At 66.2% G+C, this 26,310-nt stretch carries 27 protein-coding genes and 1 tRNA gene; 11 read left to right on the top strand and 17 right to left on the bottom strand.

The features are described from left to right. Positions 1 to 5: 5 nt before the first annotated feature. The 4 genes from fusA to CLM73_RS03435 all read right to left on the bottom strand — a co-directional run bounded on the left by fusA (position 6) and on the right by CLM73_RS03435 (position 4,694). Positions 6 to 2,117 (bottom strand): elongation factor G, encoded by a 2,112-nt coding sequence (gene fusA, locus CLM73_RS03450; protein WP_105237330.1) that lies wholly within the window; start codon positions 2,115 to 2,117, stop codon positions 6 to 8. Positions 2,118 to 2,333: 216 nt separating this feature from the next. Continuing rightward, on the bottom strand, positions 2,334 to 2,798 hold the full coding sequence (locus CLM73_RS03445; RefSeq protein ID WP_105237329.1) for a universal stress protein: 465 nt from the start codon (positions 2,796 to 2,798) through the stop codon (positions 2,334 to 2,336). 98 nt (positions 2,799 to 2,896) lie between these two features. After that, entirely contained in the window at positions 2,897 to 3,241 is a 345-nt protein-coding gene (locus CLM73_RS03440) for a TIGR01244 family sulfur transferase (protein WP_056564244.1), read from the bottom strand. Between the two features lie 37 nt (positions 3,242 to 3,278). After that, entirely contained in the window at positions 3,279 to 4,694 is a 1,416-nt protein-coding gene (locus tag CLM73_RS03435; RefSeq protein ID WP_105237328.1) for a PLP-dependent aminotransferase family protein, read from the bottom strand. Positions 4,695 to 4,878: 184 nt separating this feature from the next. Between CLM73_RS03435 and CLM73_RS03430 the strand changes: the two genes are divergently transcribed. After that, positions 4,879 to 5,802 carry a DMT family transporter gene (locus CLM73_RS03430; RefSeq protein WP_105237327.1) on the top strand — a complete coding sequence of 308 codons (924 nt, stop codon included), beginning with the start codon at positions 4,879 to 4,881 and terminating at the stop codon, positions 5,800 to 5,802. Continuing rightward, a complete protein-coding gene (locus tag CLM73_RS03425) occupies positions 5,799 to 6,443 on the top strand; it encodes a LysE family translocator (protein ID WP_105237326.1) in 645 nt (214 codons plus the stop codon). The genes CLM73_RS03430 and CLM73_RS03425 overlap by 4 nt, the downstream gene beginning before the upstream one ends. A 5-nt stretch (positions 6,444 to 6,448) precedes the next feature. On the opposite strand, the gene CLM73_RS03420 is transcribed toward CLM73_RS03425, so the two are convergent. After that, the gene (locus tag CLM73_RS03420; RefSeq protein WP_105237325.1) at positions 6,449 to 7,141 is read right to left on the bottom strand and encodes an LrgB family protein; all 693 of its coding nucleotides are present in this window, start codon (positions 7,139 to 7,141) and stop codon (positions 6,449 to 6,451) included. Further along, entirely contained in the window at positions 7,131 to 7,535 is a 405-nt protein-coding gene (locus CLM73_RS03415) for a CidA/LrgA family protein (RefSeq protein WP_105237324.1), read from the bottom strand. The genes CLM73_RS03420 and CLM73_RS03415 overlap by 11 nt, the downstream gene beginning before the upstream one ends. A gap of 97 nt (positions 7,536 to 7,632) precedes the next feature. Between CLM73_RS03415 and CLM73_RS03410 the strand changes: the two genes are divergently transcribed. Together CLM73_RS03410 and CLM73_RS03405 are read left to right on the top strand one after the other, a co-directional pair. Then, positions 7,633 to 8,520 (top strand): LysR family transcriptional regulator, encoded by an 888-nt coding sequence (locus CLM73_RS03410; RefSeq protein WP_105237323.1) that lies wholly within the window; start codon positions 7,633 to 7,635, stop codon positions 8,518 to 8,520. Positions 8,521 to 8,635: 115 nt separating this feature from the next. Beyond that, entirely contained in the window at positions 8,636 to 9,523 is an 888-nt protein-coding gene (locus CLM73_RS03405) for an alpha/beta hydrolase (protein WP_105237322.1), read from the top strand. Positions 9,524 to 9,527: 4 nt separating this feature from the next. Here CLM73_RS03405 and CLM73_RS03400 read toward each other — a convergent pair whose 3' ends face one another. Continuing rightward, positions 9,528 to 9,989 (bottom strand): multidrug/biocide efflux PACE transporter, encoded by a 462-nt coding sequence (locus tag CLM73_RS03400; protein ID WP_105237321.1) that lies wholly within the window; start codon positions 9,987 to 9,989, stop codon positions 9,528 to 9,530. A 102-nt stretch (positions 9,990 to 10,091) separates the two neighbouring features. Here CLM73_RS03400 and CLM73_RS03395 point away from each other — a divergent pair, with 102 nt between their 5' ends. Next, the gene (locus CLM73_RS03395; protein ID WP_105237320.1) at positions 10,092 to 10,955 is read left to right on the top strand and encodes a LysR family transcriptional regulator; all 864 of its coding nucleotides are present in this window, start codon (positions 10,092 to 10,094) and stop codon (positions 10,953 to 10,955) included. Here CLM73_RS03395 and CLM73_RS03390 read toward each other — a convergent pair. Continuing rightward, entirely contained in the window at positions 10,942 to 11,808 is an 867-nt protein-coding gene (locus tag CLM73_RS03390; RefSeq protein WP_105237319.1) for a ChbG/HpnK family deacetylase, read from the bottom strand. The genes CLM73_RS03395 and CLM73_RS03390 overlap by 14 nt on opposite strands. Positions 11,809 to 11,844: 36 nt before the next feature. Here CLM73_RS03390 and CLM73_RS03385 point away from each other — a divergent pair, with 36 nt between their 5' ends. Then, positions 11,845 to 12,240, top strand: a complete 396-nt coding sequence (locus tag CLM73_RS03385) for a GtrA family protein (protein WP_105237318.1) — start codon at positions 11,845 to 11,847, stop codon at positions 12,238 to 12,240. On the opposite strand, the gene CLM73_RS03380 is transcribed toward CLM73_RS03385, so the two are convergent. Continuing rightward, positions 12,194 to 13,783 carry an ArnT family glycosyltransferase gene (locus CLM73_RS03380; RefSeq protein WP_105241363.1) on the bottom strand — a complete coding sequence of 530 codons (1,590 nt, stop codon included), beginning with the start codon at positions 13,781 to 13,783 and terminating at the stop codon, positions 12,194 to 12,196. The two genes, CLM73_RS03385 and CLM73_RS03380, sit on opposite strands and share 47 nt — an antisense overlap. A gap of 2 nt (positions 13,784 to 13,785) precedes the next feature. Next, positions 13,786 to 14,832 carry a glycosyltransferase family 2 protein gene (locus CLM73_RS03375; protein ID WP_105237317.1) on the bottom strand — a complete coding sequence of 349 codons (1,047 nt, stop codon included), beginning with the start codon at positions 14,830 to 14,832 and terminating at the stop codon, positions 13,786 to 13,788. A 150-nt stretch (positions 14,833 to 14,982) separates the two neighbouring features. On the opposite strand from CLM73_RS03375, the gene CLM73_RS03370 reads away from it, so the two are divergent. The 5 genes from CLM73_RS03370 (at position 14,983) to CLM73_RS03350 (ending at position 19,168) form a co-directional block, all read left to right on the top strand. Then, positions 14,983 to 15,510, top strand: coding sequence for a GNAT family N-acetyltransferase (locus CLM73_RS03370; protein ID WP_105241362.1), 528 nt, complete (start codon positions 14,983 to 14,985; stop codon positions 15,508 to 15,510). 168 nt (positions 15,511 to 15,678) lie between these two features. Beyond that, the gene (gltS, locus tag CLM73_RS03365) at positions 15,679 to 16,887 is read left to right on the top strand and encodes a sodium/glutamate symporter (protein ID WP_105237316.1); all 1,209 of its coding nucleotides are present in this window, start codon (positions 15,679 to 15,681) and stop codon (positions 16,885 to 16,887) included. 2 nt (positions 16,888 to 16,889) lie between these two features. Then, positions 16,890 to 18,386 carry a TAXI family TRAP transporter solute-binding subunit gene (locus CLM73_RS03360; protein ID WP_105237315.1) on the top strand — a complete coding sequence of 499 codons (1,497 nt, stop codon included), beginning with the start codon at positions 16,890 to 16,892 and terminating at the stop codon, positions 18,384 to 18,386. Between the two features lie 42 nt (positions 18,387 to 18,428). Continuing rightward, positions 18,429 to 18,695, top strand: a complete 267-nt coding sequence (locus CLM73_RS03355; protein WP_105237314.1) for a hypothetical protein — start codon at positions 18,429 to 18,431, stop codon at positions 18,693 to 18,695. Between the two features lie 5 nt (positions 18,696 to 18,700). After that, positions 18,701 to 19,168, top strand: a complete 468-nt coding sequence (locus tag CLM73_RS03350; RefSeq protein WP_105237313.1) for a YaiI/YqxD family protein — start codon at positions 18,701 to 18,703, stop codon at positions 19,166 to 19,168. A gap of 28 nt (positions 19,169 to 19,196) precedes the next feature. Here the strand turns inward: CLM73_RS03350 and CLM73_RS29095 are convergent, their stop codons facing one another. The 7 genes from CLM73_RS29095 to CLM73_RS03320 all read right to left on the bottom strand — a co-directional run bounded on the left by CLM73_RS29095 (position 19,197) and on the right by CLM73_RS03320 (position 26,296). Continuing rightward, positions 19,197 to 19,364 carry a hypothetical protein gene (locus CLM73_RS29095; protein WP_199778245.1) on the bottom strand — a complete coding sequence of 56 codons (168 nt, stop codon included), beginning with the start codon at positions 19,362 to 19,364 and terminating at the stop codon, positions 19,197 to 19,199. Between the two features lie 316 nt (positions 19,365 to 19,680). Continuing rightward, a tRNA-Val gene (locus tag CLM73_RS03345) sits at positions 19,681 to 19,755 on the bottom strand. 61 nt (positions 19,756 to 19,816) lie between these two features. Then, a complete protein-coding gene (gene dnaQ / locus CLM73_RS03340) occupies positions 19,817 to 20,542 on the bottom strand; it encodes a DNA polymerase III subunit epsilon (RefSeq protein WP_105237312.1) in 726 nt (241 codons plus the stop codon). A 44-nt stretch (positions 20,543 to 20,586) separates the two neighbouring features. After that, the gene (locus tag CLM73_RS03335) at positions 20,587 to 23,685 is read right to left on the bottom strand and encodes an efflux RND transporter permease subunit (RefSeq protein WP_105237311.1); all 3,099 of its coding nucleotides are present in this window, start codon (positions 23,683 to 23,685) and stop codon (positions 20,587 to 20,589) included. Between the two features lie 30 nt (positions 23,686 to 23,715). Next, positions 23,716 to 24,798 carry an efflux RND transporter periplasmic adaptor subunit gene (locus CLM73_RS03330; RefSeq protein ID WP_105237310.1) on the bottom strand — a complete coding sequence of 361 codons (1,083 nt, stop codon included), beginning with the start codon at positions 24,796 to 24,798 and terminating at the stop codon, positions 23,716 to 23,718. A gap of 206 nt (positions 24,799 to 25,004) precedes the next feature. Further along, positions 25,005 to 25,466 carry a ribonuclease HI gene (rnhA, locus tag CLM73_RS03325; protein ID WP_105237309.1) on the bottom strand — a complete coding sequence of 154 codons (462 nt, stop codon included), beginning with the start codon at positions 25,464 to 25,466 and terminating at the stop codon, positions 25,005 to 25,007. 50 nt (positions 25,467 to 25,516) lie between these two features. Continuing rightward, on the bottom strand, positions 25,517 to 26,296 hold the full coding sequence (locus tag CLM73_RS03320) for a class I SAM-dependent methyltransferase (RefSeq protein WP_105237308.1): 780 nt from the start codon (positions 26,294 to 26,296) through the stop codon (positions 25,517 to 25,519). Between the last annotated feature and the right edge of the window lie 14 nt (positions 26,297 to 26,310).

Below are 26,310 nucleotides of genomic sequence, written 5' to 3'. Positions count from 1 at the left end.
CGCGATCAGCGGCCCGCGCCCTGGGCCGCCATGATTTCCTGCGCGACCTGGCGGGGCGCTTCGGCGTAGTGCTTGAACTCCATCGTGTACGTCGCGCGGCCCTGCGTCAGCGACCGCAGCGACGTCGAATAGCCGAACATCTCGGCCAGCGGCACTTCGGCGCGCACGACCTTGCCGCCGCCGCCCGCGATGTCTTCCATGCCCTGCACCATACCCCGGCGCGACGACAGGTCGCCCATGACGTTGCCGGTGAAGTCCTCGGGCGTCTCGACCTCGACCTGCATCATGGGTTCCAGCAGCACCGGATCGGCGCGCCGCATGCCTTCCTTGAATGCCATCGAGCCGGCCATCTTGAACGCGTTTTCGTTCGAGTCGACGTCGTGGTACGAGCCGAAGAACAGCGTCGCCTTCACGTCCACCACCGGATACCCTGCCAGCACGCCGGCATTGAGCGCTTCGCGGATGCCCTTGTCCACTGCCGGAATGAACTCGCGCGGCACGACCCCGCCCTTGATGGCGTCGACGAACTCATAGCCCTTGCCCGCTTCTTGCGGTTCAAGCTTGAGCACCACGTGGCCGTATTGCCCGCGGCCGCCCGACTGCTTGACGAACTTGCCCTCGACCTCGTTGCAGGTCTTGCGAATGGTCTCGCGGTACGCGACCTGCGGCTTGCCCACCGTCGCTTCCACGTTGAATTCGCGCTTCATGCGGTCGACCAGGATCTCAAGGTGCAGCTCGCCCATGCCGGAGATGATGGTCTGGCCGGATTCCTCGTCGGTGCGCACGCGGAACGACGGGTCTTCCTGCGCCAGGCGGCCCAGCGCGATCCCCATCTTTTCCTGGTCGGCCTTGGTCTTGGGTTCCACGGCCTGCGAGATGACGGGCTCGGGAAAGACCATGCGTTCAAGGATGATGATGTGCGACGGATCGGTCAGCGTGTCGCCGGTGGTGACGTCCTTGATGCCCACGGCCGCGGCGATGTCGCCCGCGTAGACTTCGGTGATCTCGCGGCGCTCGTTGGCGTGCATCTGCAGGATGCGGCCCAGGCGTTCCTTCTTTTCCTTGATCGGGTTGTAGACCGAATCGCCGGATTTCACCACACCGGAATACACGCGGAAGAACACGAGCTGCCCGACGAACGGATCCGTCATGATCTTGAAGGCGAGCGCGGAGAACGGCTCGTTGTCGGTCGGGTGACGCTCGATTTCGTTGTCGCGCTGGTCATGGCCCTTGATGGCGGGCACGTCCACCGGCGACGGCATGTAGTCGATGACTGCGTCCAGCATCGCCTGCACGCCCTTGTTCTTGAAGGCGCTGCCGCACAGCATCGGCACGATCTCGTTGGCGATCGTGCGGGCGCGCAGGCCTTCCTTGATTTCCGCTTCGGTCAGCGCTTCGCCTGACAGGTATTTTTCGAGCAGGGTTTCATTGGCCTCGGCGGCCTTTTCCACCATCTTGTCGTGCCATTCCTGCGCCTGGTCCTGCATCGCCGCGGGGATGTCCACGTACTGGAACTTCACGCCCTGGCTGGCGTCGTCCCAGATGATGCCTTTCATCTTGACAAGGTCGATCACGCCTTCGAAGTGGTCTTCGGCGCCGATCGGCAACTGGATGGGCACGGCATCGCCCTTCAGGCGTTCGGCGATCTGGCGCTGCACACGCAGGAAATCCGCGCCGACACGGTCCATTTTGTTGACGAAGGCCAAGCGCGGCACCTTGTACTTGTTGGCCTGGCGCCAGACGGTCTCGGACTGCGGCTGGACGCCGCCCACGGCGTCATAGACCATGACGGCGCCGTCCAGCACGCGCATGGAACGTTCGACTTCGATGGTGAAGTCGACGTGCCCCGGCGTGTCGATGATGTTGATGCGGTGTTCGGGGTAGTTGCCCGCCATGCCTTTCCAGAAGGCGGTGGTGGCGGCCGACGTGATGGTGATGCCGCGTTCCTGCTCTTGTTCCATCCAGTCCATCACCGCGGCGCCGTCATGGACTTCGCCGATCTTGTGGGTGATGCCGGTATAGAAGAGGATGCGCTCGGTGGTCGTCGTTTTGCCTGCATCAATATGGGCGCTGATGCCGATATTGCGATAAAGCTCGATGCGCGTCTTGCGGGTCATGGCCTCTTCCTACGGTTGGATGAAGATGCGTAAATATTACGCGCCGTGCGGCAAGATACAAGCCTGAAACGGGCTTCCGAAGGGTCTTTGCGATGGCAATGAGTTTGACCCTGCCATACCAACGTATAGGCCAATGCGTGGGCCATAAAAAAGCCCCTCCGGGGAGGGGCCGTGGCGCATGCAGCGGCGCGCGATGCGCACCACTTTGGCGCGCAATTACTTCTTGTCTTCCTTGACGCGGTACACCAGCACGGCGGTGCTGGCCAGCGACAGCACCTTGGCGGTGACGCTGCCCAGCAGCAGGCGCGACAGGCCGCTGCGGCCGTGACTGCCGATGAAGACCAGGTCGCAGCCGGCGTCGGTGGCGGCCTGGACAATGCCGTCGGCGACATTGAAGTTGGACACGGCACGCGCCTCGGCTTTGACGCCGGCGGTGTCGGCGCGGTCGATGATCTGCTTGAGGTACTTGTCGGCTTGCTCGGCGGAGGCCTTTTCGTAATCTTCGTCGGTGATGGCATAGGCCGCGGCCATGCCGTCAAAACCGATGGTGGCCGCGAACGGCTGCGTCACGTAGAGGGCGACGACTTCGGCGCCAACCGAACGCGCGAAGCAGATACCTGCGTTGGCGGCTTGCGCCGAGAGCGGGGAACCGTCGGTGGGAATCAGGATCTTCTTGAACATCTTGCCTGCTCCTGTTTTAAAGGAATCTTCATGCTACCGGAAAGCCGCCGGGTCCACATCCGTCGAACCGGCGGCCTTGACGAGGGTCAAGGCCGGGTTTATCCCAACTGCTGGGCAGCCGCGAACAGGTTCGTGCAGCGGGTGCCGGTGCGGCAGTATGCCAGGACCGGGCCCGGCAGGGTACGCAGCAGTTCCGCGAAACGCGCGACGTCGGCCGAGGTCATGGCGCTGCCCACGACGGGCTGGTATTCGATCTGCAGGCCAGCTTCCTGCGCGGCGCGCGACACGTCGGCGGCGGTGGGCTGGTCAGGGCCGCCCTCGAAATCGGGGCGGTTGATGATGACGCTCTTGTAGCCGGCGGCGGCCACGTCGGCCATGTCGTCGGGACCCAGTTGCGGGGCGACGGCAAAGTTCTGGGTAAGAGGCTTGATGGGTGCGGACATGACGGTTCCTTCGGTGACTGGGCGATGTGGCTTGGAATTATTGATTGTAGGACCCGTTTTGCGCGAAAAGTTTTTCCAGCTCGGCCCAGATTCCCCGGTGGTCGGCAACGGATACCGAAAAGCGCAGCATGGTGGACGGCGCCTGCGTCGGCGAAAACAACGTGCCGGGCGCCAGCAGCAGGCCGCGGTCAGCGGCTTCGCGCGCCAGCACCTCGGAATCGCGCCCGCAATCGGCCCAGACGAACATGCCGCCGTGCGGCTCGTGCGGGATGGTCAGGCCCAGTTTCAGCAGCCCCTTCATGCAACGCTGGCGCGCGTCGTCGACCCGGTGCCGCACGCGCTCGATGTGGCGCCGGTACTGCCCTTCCATGAGCACCCGGTGCACGACGCGCTCGCCGAGTTCGGGTGAGGTCAGGCCCGCCAGCATCTTCAGGTCGGCCAGCTTTTGCAGCAGTTCGGGGTTGGCCGCCACATAGCCGACGCGCAGGCTGGCCGCCAGCATCTTGGAATAGCCGCCCACGAAGATGACGCGGTTCAACCGGTCTAGCGCAGCAAGCTTGATGGCGCCGCCCGGATGCAACTCGCCGTAGGTGTCGTCTTCGACCACCATGAAGTCGTGGCGCTCCGCAATGCGCAGAATGCCGTAGGCCGCCCCCGCGGACAGCGTGTGGCCGGTGGGGTTGTGGACCGAGCCGTTGATGATGAAGAGCTTGGGCTTGTGCTGCGCGGCCAGTTGCTCAAGCAGGTCCAGATCGGGGCCGTCCGGTCCGCGCGGCACGCCGATCAGGCGGGCGCCAAAGGCCGCCAGGCGGCCGAAGATCACGAACCAGGCCGGGTCTTCGACCAGGACGGTGTCGCCCGGCTTGACCAGATGGCGCGCGATGAGGTCCAGCCCGTGGGTGACGCCGTTGGTCGTCAGCAGGTTGAGTTCGGGATGGGCGGGCACGCCTTCGTTCTGCAGGACCGCGGCGATCTGCTGGCGCAGCGGCGCGAAGCCCTGGGGGCTGCCGTAGCTGACGAGGTTGGCGCGCACCGAGCGGCCCACGGCGCGCACGGCCCCCGCCACCATGTCGGGATCCAGCCAGTCCGCCGGCAACAGGCCCGCGCCGCCCGGCATGCCGGGCGCGGTGGATTCCCGGAACATGCTGCGCAGCAGCCACGCGATATCCACCCGCGCGGGCGGCGCGAGCGTGCTGGGCGCGGCCGCGGCCACCGCCGTCAGCGGGCCGCTGCGTGCCTTCACGAAAAAACCCGCGCCCCGGCGCGACTGCACCAGCCCGCGCGCCACGAGGCGATCGTAGGCTTCGACCACGGTGAAACGGCTGACGCCCGACTGTTCGGCCATCTTGCGGATGGACGGCAGGCGCGTGCCGGGCCGCAGACCTTGCTCGTCGATGCGGCGGGCCAGGCCATCGGCCAGTTGCGCCACCAGGGTGGCGTCGGCCTGGCGCACGGGCTGCCAGGGCAAGGAAGATGGGGTGGAGTGAGCAACTGTCATGGAGATTTGACCAGGCCAGTGATTAAAGTGACTGCGAAGGTGTACCGGTACTGTACTGACGGCTGTGCGTAGAGTGACAGCAATGCCGCAAACCTGCAACCGCAGGCGCCGCGGCCATGTCACTTTTTACGGTGCCGTCATGTCCCGTCCCGCGCTATATGCCACGCCTTCGGCCGCCTCCGCCGCCTCGTCTTCCCTATGGGAGGGTTACGGGTACGGTTTCCTGGGCGTGCTGGTGTTTTCGCTTACGCTGCCGATGACCCGCGTGGCGGTGGCCGAGCTCTCGCCCTTGATGGTCGGATTGGGGCGCGCGCTGATCGCCGCCCTGCCCGCCATCGCCCTGCTTTGGCTGACGCGCAGCCGCCGGCCGAACCGGCAGGAATGGCCGGGCGTGATCCTGGCGGCGCTAGGGATTGTCGTGGGCTGGCCGCTGGCCTCGTCGATGGCGATGCAGACGGTGCCTTCCGCGCAAGGCGCCGTATTCAACGGCCTGCTGCCGCTGTCCACCGCTGCGTTTGCGGCCCTGCGCAGCGGCGAACGCCCGTCGGCCGCCTTCTGGAACTGGGCCGTTGCCGGCGCCGCGCTGGTCACCGCCTACGCGCTGCGTCAGGGCGAAGGCACGCTGACGGCCGGCTACCTGTGGCTGCTGGTGGCCGTGGTGCTGGGCGGAATGGGGTACGCCGAGGGCGCGCGGGCCTCGCGCACGCTGGGCGGTTGGCGCACAATATGTTGGGCGCTGACCATCAGCGCACCGGTGGTTGCCCTGCCCGTCGGCTGGATGGCGGCGCAGCAGCCCCATTGGCCCAGTTCCGATGTGGTTGCCGCATGCGCCTACCTGGCGTTCGGCTCAATGTTCCTGGGATTTTTCGCGTGGTATCGCGGCTTGGCCGCGGGCGGAATTGCCCGGGTGGGACAAGTGCAATTGCTGCAACCCTTCCTTACCGTCGTGGCCGCTGCTTTGCTGTTTGGCGAAAAAGTGGAGGCGACGACGTTCGTGTTTGCCGCCGCCGTGATCGCCGTTATTGCCGGCGGACGCCGCGCCATCGTAAGGACCCCGACATGAACCTGTTTCCCGCCAATTGGGCCGACGTCCCGCTGGCCTCGCTTTCGCTCCTGGGTCCGCTGGCGCTGTTTGCACTGGTCAGTTCGATCACGCCCGGCCCGAATAACGTGATGCTGGCATCGTCCGGCCTGAACTTCGGATTCCGGCGCAGCGTGCCGCACCTGCTGGGCGTGAACCTGGGCTTCACGCTGATGATCTTTCTGGTCGGCGTCGGGCTCGGGTCGGTGTTCCAGCAGACGCCCGTCCTGTACACCGTCCTGAAGTACGCCGGCGCGGCCTATCTGCTTTACCTCGCCTGGAAGATCGCCAACTCAGGTCCGCTGGACGAGGGCGAAGCGCGCGGCAAGCCGTTCACGTTCCTGCAGGCCGCCGCCTTCCAGTGGGTCAATCCCAAGGCCTGGGTGATGGCCGTGGGCGTGGTGGCCACCTACACGCCGCAGAACGGATTCTTTGCCAACCTGGTGATCGCGACCCTGGTCTGCGGCATCGTCAACCTGCCCAGCATCGGCATCTGGGTGACGTTCGGCACGGCTCTGCGCCGCGTGCTGCACCGGCCCGCCGCGATCCGCGCCTTCAATGTGGGCATGGCGCTGCTGCTTGTAGCCTCGTTGTATCCGGTCGCGCTGGAACTGCTGCGCTGAAGCGATCAGGCCAGCAGTCCCACCACGACGGCCGGCGTGACCAGCACGTTGAACAGGCCCGCCATGACCATCACCAGGCCCGCGACCGCGCCCTCTTCGGCTGCCAGCTCGCGGGCCTTTGCCGTACCCGCCCCATGCGCGCCCATCCCGAATAGCGCGCCGCGCGCGAGCGCCGAGCGCAGCGGCAGCCAGCGGCACATGAGCTGGCCGATGGCTGCGCCGAAGACGCCTGTGACGATGACGAAGACCGCCGTCAGGTCGGGCACGCCGCCCACGTGGGAAGACACCGCGATGGCGAACGGCGTGGCGACCGAACGCGGCAGCAGGCTGAGCCGCAGGTCCGGCGGCAAGTCCAGCAGGCTGCCCAGCAGCCAGGCGCTGACGCCCGCGATGCCGCTGCCTACGGCCACGCCCGCGGCCAAGACCGGCCAGTAACGCCGGATCAGCGCCCGTTGCTCGTAAAGTGGCAGCGCGAACGCCACGATGACCGGGCCCAACATGGCCATCAGCCAGTGCGAGCCGGACATGTAGTCGCGATAGCCGGTATGCAGCAGGATGGCCAACGTCAGCAATAGCGCTGGCGCGACGACCAGCGTGGATGTCCACCAATAGGCAAAGCGGCGGTAGAACAGGCGTGCGCAGACATACGCGGCGACGGTGGCGGCCGGCCAAAACAGCAGGTTGAATTCAGGCTGCATGGCGGTTCATCCAGCGATAGCAAAGGTCGATCGTCAGCGCCGTGCCGGCCATGACAAGCGCCGTGCCCAGCAGGATCACGGCCAGCAATTTCACGCCCAGCACGCCCAGGAACTCGCGGTGATCCAGAAGCGACATGACCGCCGGCACGAAGAAGAGCAGCATTTCGCCCAGCAGCCAGCTCGCGCCGCGCTGCACGTTGCGCACGCGCAGCCGCCGCGTCGCCAAAAGGATGAGCACCAGCGCCATCCCGATGACCCCGCCCGGCACGGGCAGGCCCGAGGCCTGCGCCACCGCCTGGCCCAGCAGCGAAAAAACAACGATCAATGCAATCTGCAGCAGACGGCTGCGGCGCAGCGCGCTGCGCAGGAGGACGGAATGGCGAAAACGGGACATGAGACAAAGATTCAGCGGCAAGCCTTTGTTTTACGCCTTGCCAAGGCATAGATAAAATGAATTCGATGAATCCTATTTATTCCAAATTGGCATAGCCATGGAACTACGTACGTTGCGCGCGCTGGTCGAGGTCGTCAGGCAAGGCGGTTTCTCCCAGGCGGCCAAGGTGGTCCATGCCACCCAGCCCACGATCAGCAAGGCCGTGCGGCAGCTGGAGGACGAGCTGGGCATGCCCTTGCTGGACCGGCAGGCGCAGCCGCTGCGGCTGACCGCGGCGGGCGAGATCGTGTACCGGCGCGCCGTGAACATGCTGGCCGAACGCGACGACCTGAACGCCGAGCTAGACGACCTGAAGGGCCTGAAACGGGGCGTGCTGCGCCTGGGACTGCCGCCGCTGGGCAGCAGTTCGCTATTTGCGCCAATGTTCGCGCGCTTTCGCAGCCGCTATCCGCGCATCGAGATCAGCCTGGTCGAACACGGCAGCCGAAGGCTTGAAGAGATGGTGTTGGCCGGCGAGATCGAGCTGGCGGGATCGCTCAAGCCCGTGCCGGACCACTTCGAATGGCAGCCCGTCGCGCGCGAACCGCTGGTGGCGCTGATGCCCGCCGACCACCCGCAGGCCCGCGCCAAGTCGGTGGGGCTGCACGACCTGCGCGACTCGCCCTTCGTCCTGTTCGAAACGGGGTTTGCCCTGAACCGCATCATCCACGACGCGTGCCAGCGCGCGGGCTTTGTCCCCACCATTGCCGCGCGCAGCGGCCAGATCGATTTCATCGTGGCGCTGGTGGCCGCCGGACTGGGCGTGGCATTCCTGCCGCGCATGAAGGCCAACGAGGAATTGCACGCGGGCGTGGCTCGCGTGCCTTTGCGCGATTCGGGGACGGACTGGGAAATGGTCCTGGTGTGGCGCCGTGGCGGATATCTGTCGTATGCGGCGCAGGCATGGCTGGCGTTGACGCGCGAGGTTCACCCCGCCACGGCCTGATGCCTGCTGCGCCCAGACCATCCCGCGCTCGGCATAAATCGGGACAAGCTTCAGGCAGCCGCGCCGGAGTATGCTGATGCCGGAACCTGGCCCGACTTGCCGGGTCAGACCATTCATGCCCGCCCTGCCCCGATTCTCCGCCCGCCGGCTATTTGCCGCCTCTCTGATCGTCGCCGCCGGCGTGGTCGGCTGCACTCAGCTCGATTCCTGGCAGCGCCAGACCATTTTTTCGCCGCAGTCCGAACCGCAATCCTGGTGGCGGGATCCTGCGGCAGGAACGCAGGTCTACGACCTGACGCTGGATAACGGCGACAAGGTGCGCGCCTGGTATCTGGCCAGCCCCAAGAAGGGCGCGCCCACCGTGCTGTACCTGCACGGCGCGCGCTGGAACCTGAACGGCAGCGCGTTCCGCATCGACGGCTGGAGCCGCATGGGGTATTCCATGCTGGCGATCGATTACCGCGGCTTTGGCGCGTCCACGCCGCGCCTGCCGTCCGAAGAAAGCGCGCTGCTGGACGCCATGGCGGGTCTGAAGGAATTGGCGCGGCTGCAGCCGGACCCGGCGCGCCGCTTCGTCTATGGCCACAGCCTGGGCGGCGCGATCGCCATCGACCTGGCCTCGCGCCCGGAGCAGCCGGATTTCGCGGGCCTGATCGTGGAATCCAGCTTCACCAGCATCGGCGCGATGCTGGCCACGCTGCGATGGGGCAATGTCCCCGGCGCCAGCCTGCTGGTCACGCAGCCGTTCGCCTCCGTGGACAAGCTGGCGCAACTGCACACGCCGATGCTGTTCATGCACGGCACCGCGGACCGCGTGGTGCCGCACACCATGAGCGACGAACTCTTTGCCGCCGCGCGCAACGTGTCGCCGGACTTGAAGCGGCTGGTGAAAATAGAAGGCGCCTCGCATTCGGGCGCCTTCCGCAGCGGCACGCAGTACGAAACCGCGGTCAGAACCTTCATGCAGGACGCCAGCCAGGCGTACCAGCGCAAGAAGGGATAAGGCGTCAGGCGCCGGCGGCGGCCGTGCCGTTGCGGCGCGACAACCACGCGATCACGCGGGGACGGCTGCGGTCGTACGCCAGGTTGTAGAAGAACGCGTAGGGCAGATAGAACAGCACCAGCGCGATGTCCAGCACGAAGGCTTCCCACAGGCTGATGTTGAGCCACCAGGCCGCCAGCGGGATCACGATCAGGATCAGGCCCAGCTCGAAACCGAACGCATGCAGCACGCGGATGCGGAAGGTGCGGGTCCAGCCCAGACGGTTTTCGACGCGGTCAAAGCCGGCGTTGTAGATCATGTTCCAGACCAGCGCGATCCAGGCGATGACGGCGGTCAGCACGCCCATTTCGAACAGCGACTTGCCCATGGCCCACGCTGCCACCGGCGCACACAGGCCGATGGCGATGATTTCGAACAGAAAGGCGTGGATGAAACGTTCTTTGAGGGTTTTCTTGGCTTGGGTCATGACCCACCTGCGGTCGATTGCTATGAAGTGACCGCATTGTCCGCGACATTTCCGTTACGAAAAAGATAATATCCATCGGAAAAACCGATACTGAGTTTTCTTATGCGCCACTCTCTCGAATCCCTGGCCGCCTTCGCCCAAGTCGCCTCCGAAGGCTCGTTCTCGGCCGCGGCGCGCAAGCTGGGCAAGAGCCAGTCCACCATCAGCGAGACCATCGCCAATCTTGAGGTCGACCTGAACGTCGCGCTGTTCGACCGCAGTCAGCGCCAGCCTTCCCTGACCGCCGCGGGCAAGGTGCTGCTGGGGCAGGCCTTGCAGGTGCTGGCCGCCAACGACCGCCTGAACCGCAGCGCCAGCCAGTTGTCGGAAGGCCTTGAACCCCGGCTCACGGTGGTGCTGTCCGACACGTTCCAGTCGCGCACGTTCGAAGCCATGCTGAGCCAGATCGACGCGCGCTACCCCGCGCTGCGCTTCGAATGCCTGATCGCGGAATACGAGGACGTGGTGGCGCTGGTGCAGCAGGGCCGCGCGCATGTGGGGCTGATGGCGGCGCAGGAAAGCTATCCGCCGGACGTGGCGCACGCGTGCCTGGCCGAACGCTCTGAAATCGTCCTGTGCGTGGGGCGTTCGCATCCGTTGGCCAGCCTGCCATCGGTCACGTCCGATCACCTGAAGACCGAACGCGAACTGCGCCTGAGCACCTACGAACTAGACGACAAGGAAGCCACGCCCGCGCATTCGACGTGGTCGGCGCCCGGCTATCTGATGCTGCTGGAAATGGCCAGCCTGGGGTTCGGCTGGACCGAACTGCCGCGCTGGATGATTCAGCGCTTTGGCCGCGACCAGCTCGTGGAACTGAAGGTTCCGGGTTGGCCGCGCCACATTCATGTCGACGCGGTCTGGTCCACGCGCCGCGCGCTGGGGCCGGCGGGCGCCTGGCTGCTGGAAAGCCTTACGCAGGGATAGCGCGTGCCAGCACGGGCAACACGGGAGCCGTTTGCGTCAACGCCAGGCGCGTGATGCTGACGCCGTTGGTGCAGAGCCAGTCGCCCAGCTTCGGATCTGCCAGCACCTCGAACTCGGCATGCCGCTGGCGGTCCATGGCGCTGCCTTGCTTGCTGCCCAACGCCGGATGGCACATGACAAGGTCGCCTTCCCGCGCGTTGAACAGCCAGGTCTGCAAGAGGTGCGCATACCGGCGCTTGCCGCCGTCGAACGCGTAAACGCCCAGCAGCCGCCGATTGGTCCGCAAGCCGCTTGAACGGGCCTCGCGCGCCAGCGCCGCCGCCCCCAACGCGCCGATCACGCGTGCCTTGACCGATTCCTTCAGCGGAATGCCACACTGCATGCCGGGCGCGGTCTGGCGCAGCCAGGGGGCATGCACGCCCGCCTGCGTGCCATAACGCTGGGCGAGCAACGCCAGGACGCGCTGGCGGATGCCGGGCAGTTGATGCACGTGCCGGTGTCCATCGACATAGTCCGGCGCGCGGCCGAAGGCGGCTTCGAAGGCGTCGAACTGCCGGGCGATCTGCGCGTCGACCCACGCCGCGTCGAGCAGACCCGCGTAGGCCTTCAGGATGAGCGCGCGCAGCGCAGGCATCGGTTCAGCGCCCGGCCCCAGCGTTTCCGACAGATTCAGGTGCAGGCCGATGTCCACATCCTGCGCGGCGAGCCGCGGCGCATTGGCCGCGAACGTGGGGCCCAGCGTCAGGCAACTGACCGCGCTGACGCGCCGCATGCCGGCCAGTGCAATCATGCCCTCGTCGATGTCCGCATTCATGCCAAAATCGTCACCGCACACCACGACGCGTTTGCTCATCGCCGCCTCTCCGTCTTTCTGTCCATCAAATCCCCCATGCGCGCCCTCATCCGGCAAATCAGCCTTTTCATCGCCGTCGGTTGCGCCGCCGCGGCAACGCATTGGGCCGTTGCCGTGGGCTGCGTCGAAGCGTTCGGCGCACCGCCGCTGGCGGCCAACCTGATCGGTTGGATGATCGCCTTCGTGGTGTCCTTCAGTGGACATTACCGGCTCACGTTTCGGCATTCGCCCGTGCCCTGGACCTTAGCGGCCCGTCGTTTCTTTTTCATTTCAGCGATCGGTTTTTTGATCAACGAATCGGCCTACGCCTGGCTGCTACATGCCACCAACGTGCCGTACGACACGCTGCTGGCGCTGATCCTCATCGGCCTGGCGTTCGCGACGTTCATTGCCAGCCGGCTGTGGGCGTTCCGGCACAAAGCCGTTCCCTAAGCGCCGCGTCCGCCTGCAACAGCCACATCGCGTGGCGGGCACTGGTGACGATGGGCTTTACCCCTTGCAGCGGCGTGTAGACCCCGCCGTCGCCATGATTGCCCCACACCCAGAACCGCGCGCCATCCGGCGCCGCGCACAGCCGCGCATTGAACTGGGCGGCGCTGACCAGCACCTGCGCGCCGGTGACCGGATCGAACTTCGCGGCGTCGTACAGTTCCTTGCGCCAGTTGTCGCGCACCGGCACTTCCGGATTGAGCCAGTCGTCCACGACCCACGTGGGCCGCGGCGCCCGTGCGTACAGCGCCAGGTCGAAGGGGTAAGCGTGCAGCGAGACAAACGTGTCGTCAGGCCGCGCCTCCTGCCGCACCACCTTGGCCAGCGGCGCGGCGCTGCCTCGGCCATTGAACGCCGCAATGCCCACGGCGATGACGCAGATTCCGGCTGCGATGGCGGCGCTGATGCGCACCAGCCGCGGCGTTATTCCGCCCGAGTCGCTGCGCCACGCCGTCAGAATGACCTCGGCCAGCAAAAAGGCGAGCGGCGCCAGCGCCGGCAGCACATAGCCAATCAGCTTGGAATGCGGCAACGAAAAGAACATCACCACCACGGCGAACCACACCGCCGCCAGGCGCCGCAGGCTGCGCGCTGATCCTTCGGCCCAGAAAGCGCGGCGCAGGATGCCGCCGCCCCACAGCGACCACGGCAGGCTCAGGCCGGCCAGCACCGGCAGGTAGAACCAGAATGGCTGGGCATTGTTGAAGCCGGCGGCGGCGAAGCGCTGGAAATGCTGATAGACGAAGAAGTAGTCGTAAAAGCCGGGATACCGCAGCTGCATCAGCACGAACCACGGCGCGGCGACTGCCACGAACACCAGCAGCGCCGGCGGCCAGACCAGTGCCGCCAGTCCGCGCCAGCGCCGCTCCCAGACCAGCCAGAGCAGCAGAATGGCGCCCGGCAGCACCAGGCCGATCAGCCCCTTGGCCAACACCGCCAACCCGGCCAGCGCCGCGGCAGCCACGGCCATCCCGCGCGCCCCCTCGCCGCGTTCGACGCGCAGCGCGGTGTCGGCGGCGGCCAGCACGCACAGCGTGATGAGCCCCGCGACCAGCATGTCCAGGTTGGCGAACTGCGCGCCGCCATAAAAGAACGGCATGGTGCAAAGCGCCAGCACGGACAGCGTGGCGGCAAACGGGTCGCGATAACGCCGCACAAAGACGTACAACCCGGCGGCGGCGGCCCACGCGGCAAGCCAGGACGGCACCCGCGCCGCCCACGGATGCACGCCGAACACCGAGAACGACAGCTCGGTCAGCCAGTAGTACAGCGGCGGCTTGTGGAAGTACGGCATGCCATCGAGCAGCGGCACGGCGTGCGAGCCGCTACGCAGCATGTCCCAGGCCACGCCGGCATAGCGGCCCTCGTCGGGCAAAGTCAGCGGACGTATCCACGCCAGCCAGGCCAGCCAGATGCCGACGGACAGCAAAAACCGTCCTGCCGGCGGGGTCCATTCGGAGCGCGCCGGTTTGATGTGATCCGCCATCATCAGCCCTGCGCCTTGCCTGCGGGACGGCCACGGCTGCGCCGCACGACGAACAGCGGCCGGCCTTTCACCTCGTCGAAGATGCGGGCCACGTATTCGCCCACCACGCCCAGCGATATCAGATTGACGCCAGCAAAGAACAGCACCGCCGTCACGATGGTCGTCCAACCGGAAACGGCGTTGCCGGACATCAGGTAGTTGCCCACGAGGAACGCGGCATAGGCCAGCGCCAGCACGGCAAACACCACCCCCACCAGGCTGACCATGCGCAGCGGCCACGTCGTGAACGCGGTAAGGCCGTCCAGCGCCAGCCGAAAGAGGCGCAGCCCGGTGTAGGTGCTGGTCCCGTGCATGCGCTCGTCCGGCGTGTAGGGCACAGCCTCACCCTTGAAGCCGACCCACGCATACAGGCCCTTCATGAAGCGGGTGCGCTCGGGCAGCGCGATCAGCGCGTCGACCACGCTGCGGTCCATTAGCCGGAAGTCGCCGGCGTGCGCTGGCACTTGCACGCCGCGCGCGTTGCTGAGCAGTTGGTAGAACCAGCGCGCGCCCGAGCGCTTGAGCCAGGATTCGTCGGCGCGGTCGCGCCGCACGGCGTACACCATTTCGGCGCCGGCGGACCAGCGCGCCAGCATCAGCTCGATCAGGGCGGGCGGATGCTGCAGGTCGGCGTCCAGGCAGATGACCACGTTGCCGGTGGCGGCTTCCAGGCCCGCGCTCAGCGCCGCCTCCTTGCCGAAATTGCGGGACAACTGCACGTGGCGAAAGCCCTCGTGCTCGGTCCATTCCGCCATCAACGTGTCGGTGCCATCCGTGCTGCCGTCGTCGGCCACGATGATCTCCCAGCTTGTGCACAGCGCGGAGAGCCGGTTGCGCAGCAGCGGCAGCAGCACGCGCAGGTTCTCGCATTCGTTCAGACAAGGAATCACGCAGGTGACGCGGATGTCATACGGCACGTCGGCGGCCTGCGGCGGCCACACGGACCTGAGCGGTAGGGATTTTGCCAACACCTGCGGTGCTGGCGGGTCGGACCGGAACTGGATGTGCATGGGGTTCTGCGATGACGGAATGCGGGACACGATGCGGTGCAGTATGCGCAGGGGCTCGTCGAATTTTCATGAAATGCCGGCGCGGACCCGGCCGCTAAAATGGCGGGCATCTCCAGTCTTCGGGTTGTCATGCAATACCAAGTCCGTCCCATGCTGACCAGCGACGTGGACGCCATCCTCCAGGCCCAGGCCCTCGCCTATCCCAGCTTTCTGCTGGAGGGCGCCGGCTTTTTCCTGAACCGCCTTGCGCTTGCGCCGCGGTATTGCTGGGTCGCCCAACCCGGCACACCCACGTCTTTTGGCGCCCTGCTCGGCTATCTGATTTCCTATCCGTGGGATGCGGGCCTGCCGCCCGCTCTGGATGTGCCGCTCTCCGCGCTGCCGGCGCGGGCCGACCACTGGTTTCTACATGATTGCGCGGTCGCGCCGGCGGCGCAGGGCATGGGCGTGGGTCAGGCGCTGGTGGGCGCCGCCGCTGCGAGCGCCATGGACAACGGTCTGACGCGCGCCAGCCTGGTGTCTCTGGCGTCGGCGGCCGGCTATTGGATGCGTCATGGCTATGCCCCGCTTGCCCCGCAGACGCCCGGTCTGACCGAAAAACTGGCGGGCTATGGCGAGGGCGCCAGTTACATGTCGCGCGCCTTTCCCTTCCCGGCCGCACGCCCGTTGCGCGCCTGACGGCGCCCCCCTCCCCGTGTACAGGCGCACTGGGCTGGACGTAAGATAGCTTCGCAGTCCGCAAGCGATGCGGCGGCAAGTGGCCTGAACGCGGGCCTGAACAGCGGGTTTGAACATCGGGTTTGAACAGCTAGTCTTGCTGCGCCCCGGCGGGGCGCGAAGGTTCATATGATTTCCCTTTCGCCCGTCCAATCCCTACTCGCCTGCTGCCTCGTGCTCGTCATCGGACGGGTCATGACCTCGCGCATCGGCGTCCTGGCGCGCTACAGCATTCCGGATCCCATCGTGGGCGGGCTGCTGTTCGCGGTGCTGGCCTATCTGCTGTCCACGTGGGGCGGCGTCGCCGTCTCGCTGGAGACCAGCATCAAGCCGACGCTGCTGCTGCTGTTCTTCGGCTGCATCGGGCTGACCGCCAACCTCAAGCTGCTGGCGCGCGGCGGCCCGCGCCTGATCGCCTTTCTCCTGGCGCTGATCCCGTTTCTCGTCCTGCAGAACGCCGTGGGGCTGGGCATGGCCTGGTTGCTGGACATGCACCCGCTCATGGGCCTCTTGGGCGGCACGATCACGCTGGTGGGCGGTCACGGCACCGGCGCGGCCTATGCGACGCGCTTTGCCGATTTCAACAACATCCAGGACGTCATGCCGTTGGCCATGACGGCGGCGACGCTGGGACTGGTGCTGGGCGGCGTGGTGGGCGGCCCCGTGGCGGAATGGATCATGCGCCGCCACAAGGTGTCGGGCAGCCTCGATCACACCGCAACCGAAGGCCACCAGGCCGCCGACCTCACCGAAGACCATCAGCCGCCCACGGCCGGATCGTTCATCCTGTCCATGACCGCCGCGTTCGTCTGCCTGGTCGTCGGCGGCATCCTGGCGGGCTTGGTGGAAGACGCGCCGGTCAGCCTGCCGAATTTCCTGTGGTGCCTTGCCACCGGCGTGCTCATCCGCAATGCGGGCCCGCTAGTGGGCATCCGGCTGGACGATCGCGCCACCGACATCATCGGCACGATTTCCCTGTCGCTGTTCCTGGGCATGACGATGATGACGCTGGACCTGTCCAGCGTCGCGCGGCTGGCCGGTCCGCTGGCGCTGATGTTGGCGGTGCAGACGCTGGTCTGCGCGCTGTATGCCGCCTGGGTGGTGTTCCGGCTGCTCAAGCGCGACTACGAGGCCGCCATCATGTCCGCGGCATTCTGCGGCTTTGCGCTGGGCGCCACCGCCACCGCCATTGCCAACATGCAGGCGCTCACGCGCCGCCATGGCCCGGCGCCGGAAGCGTTCATCGTGGTCCCAGTCACCGGCGCCTTCCTGGTGGACATCCTGAACGTGATCGTCCTGAGCTCGCTGATCTCCTTGCCGTTCGTGGGAGGGATGTAGCCATGTTCAAGAGACTCTTGATCGTCCTGCTGTGCGCGATGCTGGCCGCGTGCGGCCGCGCGCCCGATGCCGACGCCCTGCGCGCGGACGTCACGCGCAGCCTGAACGCCACCTATGGGCAGGACCTGTTCCGCATCGCAGATCTCAAGCGGATGGGGTCGGCCACGGACAGCACCGCCCCGGCCGGCGAAACCCGGCGCGTCGTGTATTACGACGTCGACCTGGAACTGACCCGCGACATTTCGCTGGGCGCGTGGGACCAGCCCGGCGCGGCGTCGCTGGTGACGCTGCTGGGCGCCGGGCCGCGCAGCATCAGCGGCGTGAAGTCCGGCGGCAACAAGGCCGGCGACCGCATCGTTGCCCATGCCAGCGCCATCTACCGCGAAGACGACGGCGCGTGGAAGCTGGTGACGCCCGCGGGCTTCAAGGCGGCCGAGGCGCCCTCGCTGGATACCGGCGCGCCGCCGCCCGTCACGCGCCAGCTGCTGGACACCCTGGACCAGATCACGCATTCGGTGACCTACAGCGCGTCCAGCACGGCCCAGCATGTGGTCCAGCAGGAACTGGAACGCTCGGTGGCGCGCATCAACGGCCGGCTGTCCCGGTTGCAGCAGGGTTACCCGCTCGCCGGCGGTCCGGACCGTGGCGAGTACCTGGCCTTTTCCCGCGCCCTGAGCGACGTGGCGCGGGCGCGACAGATCCGGGTGTCGCCGCTGATCACTGGCGGCGGGGCCGACAACATCGCGCTGCTGCGCAGCGGCGACGCCGTGGTCGGCCTGGCGCAGGCCGACACCGCGCGAATGGCCTATGAGGGCACGGGGCCTTTCGCGGGACAAGGGCCGTTTCCCAGCCTGCGCGCGCTGGGCAGCCTGTACCCGGAGATGGTCCATATCGTCGTGCGCGACGATCCCGCGATGCGCGGTGTTCGGGACCTCAAGGGCAAGACGATCGCGCTGGGTCCGGAAGGGTCGGCCGTGCGCGCCACGCTGCAAACCGTGCTGGCGGCGCATGGCCTGCAGGCCGGCCGCGATTACCAGGTGTCCGATACGCCGTTCGTTGCCGCCCTGCCGCTGCTGAAATCCGGGGCGGTCGATGCCGCCGCCCAGGTGATCGGGGTGCCGGCCACCCCGCTGCGCGACGCGCTGATTCCCGCGCAGCTCAAGCTGCTGCCGCTCGATGCCGAGGCGATCAAGACCCTCACGTCCGGCGACAGCGTGCTGATGCCGCTCGACATCGCAGCCGGCACCTATCCCAATCAGCAGGAACGCATCCCCACCGTGGGCGTGGCGGCCCTGATGCTGACCACCACCGACCTCACGCGCGACGAAGCGCTTGTCGTGGTGCGCGCGGTCTACCAGGCTGGCCAGGACCTGCTGGCAGCCGGTTCGACGCAAGGCTCGCAGGTGTCGGCGGCCACCGCCCGGCTCGGCCTGAGCGTGCCGCTGCACGACGGCGCCGAGGAAGGCATTGCCCAACTGGAGCTCGCCAAACCGCGCTGAGGCGCGTTGCGTCTATGATGGCGCTCCCTATCAGGAATTCCGATGAACAAATTCGATCTTCAAAAGAACCAGGCCCTCAAGCTGGCCGGCCAACTCAAGCAATCGGCAACGCCCGATCGCTTTGGCGCCTCGTCCCAAGTCCCCGACCGCCGCGAGCAGCGCAAGCTGGATCAGGCCGCCGGCCTGGTGCCTTTCCCGCTGAAACTGTCGCAAACGCAAGCCGACAAGCTGCGCGCCGCTGCCGCCGAACGCGGCGTGTCGACCAACGACCTCGTGGCCGAGGCGCTTGAGAAAGCGCTGGGCGCATAAGCGCCATGCACATCTGGGTCGACGCGGACGCCTGCCCCGCCGTCATCAAGGACATCCTGTTCCGCGCCGCGCAGCGCTGGCAAGTGCCTTTGACGCTGGTGGCCAACCAGGCGCTCTACACGCCGCCGTCGCCGCTGATCCGGGCCGTGCAGGTGCCGCGCGGCTTTGACGTCGCCGACGCGCACATCGTGGAGCGGGCGGAAAAGGGCGACCTCGTCATCACCGGCGACATTCCGCTGGCCGCGCAGGTGCTGGAAAAAGGCGCGCTGGCGCTCAATCCCCGCGGCGAACGCTATTCACCCGAAACCATTCGCGAACGGCTGGCGATGCGGGACATGATGGAAGAACTGCGCGCCAGCGGCGTGGACACGGGCGGCCCGTCGTCGTTCAGCCAGTCCGACCGCAAGGCGTTCGCGAACCAGCTCGACACGCTGCTCGCGCGGGTGGCCCGACAGCAGGCGCAGAAAAGCTGAAGCCGCCGGCGGGGCCTGCGGTCAGAGGTCAGTAAAAGGTGATGTACGCCTTGTAGATGATCGCGCCGATCGCGGTGACAAGGCCCAGGCCCATCAGCATCATGCCGAGATTGCGGTCACGAAACCCGAAGCCGATCAACATGAGCGCCACGCCGGTGCAGATGATGATGAGCATGGTGTTGGTATGCGGACCCATGGCCTTCTCCTGTTTTGCTCGGCAGCGATTTGCCGATTTATCGATGATAGACAGGCGTGCAACAGGCTCGTCGCAACCGGCAGCAGCCAGATTGCGGCAGATCAGAAGAAGATTAATGAATCGAAAACAAAAAAGCCAACCGATGAAGGTTGGCTTTTTGCTTGAGCATCACTGCCCGACGTACTTACTGCCCGAAATACTTACTGCCCGAAGAACAAGACCGATATCGCTGAATTACTGCTGCGACATAAGTGCTGTCTATTGGGGCTCTTCATTTTGGGGCTCTTCAAAGAGCCGCTGGCCCCAAGAAGGTCTTTGGTGGGTAGTACTGGGTTCGAACCAGTGACCCCTGCCGTGTGAAGGCAGTGCTCTACCACTGAGCTAACCACCCCGAAAGAGGCGAAATAATAGCACGAATTTTTAAACGTGTGCAAGTCGCCTCGGAAGAACTTTCAAGCAGCCGCCACGACTGGCGCGTCGAGCTTGCGCCAGATGCTCTCGCCGCCCACGCTCTTGTCCAGCGCGGCAACGTAAGCCTCGTGCTCGGCCAGCTCTTCGGCGCTGGCGTACAGCACCGGCAGCCCCGAGGCGTCGAACTTGGCCAGCACCAGGCCGTCGCTGCCGGTCCCCGCGTTGTCGTCCACGTCGATCAGCAGCGCGTCCTGGCCGCGCGTCATCGCCAGCCAGACTTCGGCCAGAAGCTGCGAGTCAAGCAATGCGCCGTGCAGCGTGCGGTGCGCGTTCGAGATGCCGAAGCGGTCGCACAGCGCGTCCAGCGAATTGCGCTTGCCGGGGAACATCGACCGGGCATGCATCAACGAGTCGGTGACGGTCTCGCAGAACTCGGTGATGGGACCGCGGCCGGTCTTGGCGAGTTCGGCATTGAAGAATTTCACGTCGAACGCGGCGTTATGCGCGATCAGCTCGGCGCCCTGGATGAACTTGACGAATTCGTCCGCAACCTCGGAAAAGCGCGGCTTGTCCGACAGGAATTCGGTGGTCAGCCCGTGCACGGCCAGCGCCTCGGGATCGCTGTCGCGGTCCGGATTCAGATAGATGTGCAGGTTGTTGCCCGTCGACATCCGGTTGACGAGCTCCACGCAGCCGATTTCGACAATGCGATGACCCTGTGCAGGGTCCAGTCCGGTGGTTTCAGTGTCAAAGATGATCTGGCGCATAACGATTCCGACGCGTCTACTTCGACGCTTCCATTCCGACGGGTCTATTCAGAGGTTTGAGGCTGCGGGGCTGGCGGCGTGTGCGGGTGATCCGCTTCGCTGCCGGACTTGCCGGCCTTCTTGCGTGCAGTGGCAATCAACGTATAGGCCACCGGCACGACGAACAAGGTCAGTAGTGTACCCAGCAACAGCCCGCCGACCAGAACCCAGCCGATCTGCTGGCGCGATTCCGCCCCCGCACCCGTGGACAGCGCCAGGGGGACGGTACCCAGCACCATGGCGCCCGTCGTCATCAAAATGGGTCGCAGGCGCAGCACGCTGGCTTCGATCACGGCCTCGAACAGTTCCCTGCCCTCGTCGCGCAGCTGATTCGTGAATTCCACGATCAGGATGCCGTGCTTGGTGATCAGGCCGACCAGCGTAATGAGCCCGATCTGGCTGTAGATGGACAGCGTGCCGCCCGTCAGCCACAGCGCCAGCAATGCGCCCGTCATGGACAGCGGCACCGACAGCATGATGATGAACGGATTGCGCCAGCTTTCGAACTGCGCGGCCAGCACCAGATAGATGAACGCCAGCGCCATCGCGAACACCAGATAGATGCTGCCCGACGAATCGCGGAACTCGCGCGACTGGCCGTCCAGGTCCGTGATGATCGTGTTGGGCAGGACCTCGCGGGCCACCTGGTGCATGTGTTCCAGCACTTCGCCCAGCGCGTAGCCCGGCGCGACGGCGGCGTCGATCTTCACGGCGCGCAGGCGGTTGAAGTGGTTGAGCGACTGCGGCGACACGCCTTCGTGCACACCCAGCAGGTTGTCCAGCTGGACCATGCTGCCGTCACGTGCGCGCACGTAGATGCCCGAGATGTCGGTGGGATTGGCGCGGTCGCGCGGCGTCACCTGCACGATCACGTCGTACTGCTCGCCCTCGTCCTTGTAGCGGGTGACCTGGCGGCCGCCCAGCATGGATTCCAGCGTGCGGCCCACGACGTCCACGTTGGCGCCCACGTCGGCCATCTTGTCGCGGTCCACGCGCACGCGCAGTTCCGGCGTGTTCAGGCGCAGGTCGGTGTCCAGGTTCAGCAGGCCGGGATACTTGCGCAGCTCGGTCAGGAAAATCTCGGTCAGCCGCGACAGCTCTTCGTACGAGGCCTGGCTCATGATGATGAATTCCACCGGCTTGGACCGGGCCGACTGGCCCAGCGACGGCGGATTGGTGGGGAAGGCGCGCACGCCCGGCAACGACGCGAACTGCGGCTGCAATTGCTGCGTGATGGCCTGCTGCTTGCGCTCGCGTTCTTCCCAGGGCTTCAAGCGCAGGATGGCGGTGCCGTCCGTGACCGTCGGAAAGCCCACCGTGACCTGACTGCCGCTGGCTTCGGGGATGTCGGCATAGAACTTCTCGATGCCCAGCATGCTGTCCAGCGTGTAGTTCAGCGTCGCGCCCTCGGGCGAGTTCACGATGCCGAACACCACGCCCCGGTCCTCAACCGGCGCCAGCTCGCTCTTGACCACCTTGAACAGCACGCCGCTGCCCGCGGCCACGGCCAGCCCGATCACCACGACGATCCAGCGATGCCGCAGCGACGCGCCCAGCAGGCGGCGATAGCCGTTGCTCATGCCGTTCAGCCAGCCTTCGATCAGGTTGTACCAGCGGCTATGGCTGGTCTCGTGCCGCAGCAGCACGGAACACATCATGGGCGTGAGCGTCAGCGCCACGAAGCCCGACACCAGCACCGCGCCGGCCAGCGCCAGCGCGAATTCAATGAACAGCCGGCCCGTACGCCCCGTGGCGAACGCCAGCGGCGCATACACGGTGACGAGCGTCATGGTCATGGCGACCACCGCGAAGCCGATTTCCTTCGACCCCCGCAATGCCGCTTCCTTGCGCGGCATGCCGTCCTCGATGTGCCGGTAGATGTTCTCCAGGACCACGATCGCGTCGTCCACCACCAGGCCGATCGCCAGCACCATGGCCAGCAGCGTCAGCGTGTTGATCGAAAAGCCGAACAGGTACATCAGCGCGCAGGCGCCCACCAGCGACACCGGGATGGTGACGATGGGAATGATGCTGGCGCGCAGGTTGCGCAGGAAGAAGAAGATCACCAGCACCACCAGCACGATGGCTTCAACGATGGTGTGGAACACGGAATCGATGGACCGCTCGATGAACACCGACGAGTCGTACGCGATGTTCAGCTTCATGCCGGCGGGCAGGGTCTCGTTCAGCCGCGCGACTTCCTGGCGCGCCGCCTTGGACAGTTCCAGCGGGTTGGCCGTGGACTGCCGGGTGACGCCGATGTTGATGGCGGGCTTGCCATTGAAGCGGGACAAAATACGGTCATTGGCCGCGGCGATCTCGACCTTGGCCACGTCGCGCATCCGCACCGGATAGCCCTTCACGTTGGCGACGATCACGTCTTCAAACTGGGCCGGGGTCTGCAGATCGGTCGCGGACACCACCGAGAATTCCCGCGCGCGCGACTCGATGCGTCCGGCCGGAATCTCCACGTTCTGGCTGCGCAGCGCGGCTTCGACGTCCTGCACCGTCAGGCCGTAGGCGGCCAGCTTGTCGCGGTCGACGTAGATGCGCATGGACGGCAGCCGCTCGCCAAAGACGCGCACCTCCGCCGCCCCCGGCAGCACCGACAGGCGGGTCTTGATGTAGCGGTTGATGTAGTCGGACGTCTGGATGGCCGAGAACGATCCGGATTCCACCGCGATGTAGATGATGGGCTGGGAGTCTGCTTCGACCTTGCCGATGATGGGCTCGTCGATCTCGTCCGGCAGAAAGCGCCGCGCGCGCGACACCTTGTCGCGGACTTCGGCCGCAGCGGCGTCCGGGTCGCGCGTCAGGTTGAACTTGATGTTGATCTGGCTGCGTTCGGACCGGCTGCGCGAGGTCATCACGTTCACGCCTTCGATGCCGGCCAACTGGTCTTCCAGCGGCTTGGTCACCTGCGATTCGATCACCTCGGGCGACGCACCCTTGTACGTGGTGTCGACCGAGACGATGGGCTCATCGATCTTGGGGTATTCGCGCACCGTCAGGCGCGAATACGAGATCAGGCCGATCAGCACGATGATCAGCGACAGGACCGACGCGAACACCGGGCGCTTGATACAGGTTTCCGAGATACGCATGGTGCTATCGCTGAAAGGGTAAGGGGCCGGCTATTGGCCGTTGCCCACGATGGTCACGGGCGCGCCATCGGTCACGCGCTGCAGGCCCGAGACCACCAGCTGGTCGTTCAGGGCGACGCCGGTCAGGATCTCGACACGGCCCTCGCGGCGCTCGCCGATGGTCACTTCGCGCCGGTGCGCCACGCCGTTCTCGACCCGGTAAACGTACTGCGTTTCGCCCGACGGCGATAGCGCGGCTTCCGGCGCAACCAGCGCCTTGTCCTGGTTGAACAGCAGTTGCACCCGGGCGAACATGCCGGGGCGCAGCACGCCGTCCTGGTTGGCGACGGTGGCGCGCAGCAGGATGGACCGGCCGCCCGCGTCGACCAGCGGGCTGACCGCGTAGACGAGTCCCCCGCGCTCCTGGCCGGGCAACGCGTCCAGGCGCAGCGTCAGTTGCTGGCCGACACGCACCTTGCTCAAGTACATCTCGGGCACGCGGAAATCCACCTTGAGCGGATCGATCGCCTCGAGCGGCGCCAGGTCCTGGCCCTGGTTCACGTAGTCGCCCACGGACACGCTGCGCAGGCCGACGATGCCCGCGAACGGCGCGGTGATCGTCATCTTGTCGAGCCGCGCCTGGGCCAGCGCCACGGCGGCCTCCTGCACCTTCAGCGTGCTGGCCGACTCGTCGCGCGCCTGCTGGCTGACGAAGCCCTTGCCCTGCAGCTCGACGGCGCGGCGGTAATGGCTTTGCGCCAGCGTCAGGTTCGCGCGCGCCTGAGCGAGTTCAGCGCGCGGCACCGAGTCGTCCAGGCGGATGAGCAGCTGGCCCTGTTTGACGGGCTGGCCTTCCTTGAAGTCAATGGCCTGGATGCGCCCGGCAACTTCGGGGCGCAGGACGACGGATTCATCGGACCGCAGGCTGCCCACGGCCGACAGACCACGCGCAAAGGGAATTTCCTGGACGGCGGCCACGGCAACGCGGGACGGCGCGGCGGGCGCGGTTTGAGATTTGGCGGTGACCGGAACGGGAGCGGCGGACGGGGCCAGCCAGCGCGGCACAAACACGCCGAGCGCGGCCCCCGCGGCCAACCCTGCCGCGACGGCGGCCAGCAGTACAGCTTTTTTCATGCGCGAAAGTGGCGGTGTTGCGGCGCGGACCGGGCATGCCCCACTCGGACGTCGCCGCAGGAACTGGAGGAAGGGTTGGCACTTTAGCACCCGAATTTACATACTGGAACAATCCTGAAGCGCGATGAAAGAACTAAATCGGCCCTAGTGGGCCGATTTGAGGGTATATCCGGATGCCGGCGGGGCTGCCGGGCGGCCGATCCCGTTCAGGCGCGGCGGGCGACCTCGACGCCCATGTTGGCAAGCTGGTCCGCGCGCTCGTTGCCGGGATCCCCCGCATGGCCGCGCACCCAGCGCCACGAGACCTGGTGGCGCTGCACCTGTTCGTCCAGCGCCTGCCAGAGCTCGGCATTCTTGACCGGTTTTTTCTCGGCGGTCATCCAGCCGCGCCGTTTCCAGTTGACCAGCCACTCGGTCATGCCCTTCATGACATATTGCGAATCGGTGTGGATGGTGACGACGCACGGGCGCTTGAGCGCGCGCAGGCCTTCGATGACCGCCAGCAGCTCCATCCGGTTGTTGGTGGTCTGGAGTTCGCCGCCATGCAGCGTCTTTTCATGCGAACCGGCGCGCATGAGCACGCCCCAGCCGCCGGGACCCGGATTGCCCTTGCAGGCGCCGTCGGTCCACATTTCCACTTTCTGATCGTTCGCTTTGGTGTCCTGCATGGTGCTGCGTGCGTGTCCTTGTTCTTGCAAAGTGAGGCCGGCCCAGCCGTTCAGGAGGGGTCGAAGCCGTCGTCCGCCTGGCGGTTGACCACCACCGAGGCCGCGCGTGCGCGCTTGGGTTTGGTCTTCCAGGCAGGCCCGATGATACGCATGCCGGTCACGCGCTTGACCGCCGACACCATGTATACCGCGCCGCCCAGGCTCCACCAGCGGGCGCCGGCGGACTCCAGGAAGCTCCAGCGCTGGAGCCATTTTTCGCTGCGGCAGGCCGGCGCGTAGCAGCCGAACTGGCTTTCATCGACCTCCAGCGAGAGCAGCTTGAACCAGTCCTTGAGCCGCGCCAGCGACACCTGGGACGACGGCGGCTGCGGCAGCCAGGGCTCCATGCCGGGCATGCGGGTGCGCGCCCCCCACATGCTCCAGGGATTGAACCCGGAAATGACAACGCGGCCCTCCGGCACAAGCACGCGTTCGACCTCGCGCAGCACGTTGTGGGGGTCGGGCGTGAGTTCGAAGGTGTGCGGCAGAATCAGGAGGTCCACGCTTTGCGATTCGAACGGCAAAGCCTCGGGCTCAGCGACGACCACGCGCGACTGCCAGCCGGGCATGTTTTCCGGCGTGGGGGTCTCGGTGCCCACATAGCCCTTGAACGGCATCCGGTTCGCCCGCAACAGGTTCAGGTCGGCCAAGCCGACCTGCCAGGCGTAATATCCGAAGACATCCGCGACGGCCGCGTCGAACTGGGCCCGCTCCCAGGCCAGCACGTACTGGCCCGGCGGCGTCTGGAACCATTCGGCCAGTTCTACAATCGGCGGAGTTTCTTCTGCCACGTTTTATCCTTCGA

Source organism: Achromobacter spanius (assembly GCF_002966795.1).
GTDB classification, from domain to species: domain Bacteria; phylum Pseudomonadota; class Gammaproteobacteria; order Burkholderiales; family Burkholderiaceae_B; genus Achromobacter; species Achromobacter spanius_D.
Note: the sequence above shows the minus strand (reverse complement) of the source record. Positions and strands in the feature narration are given on the sequence as shown.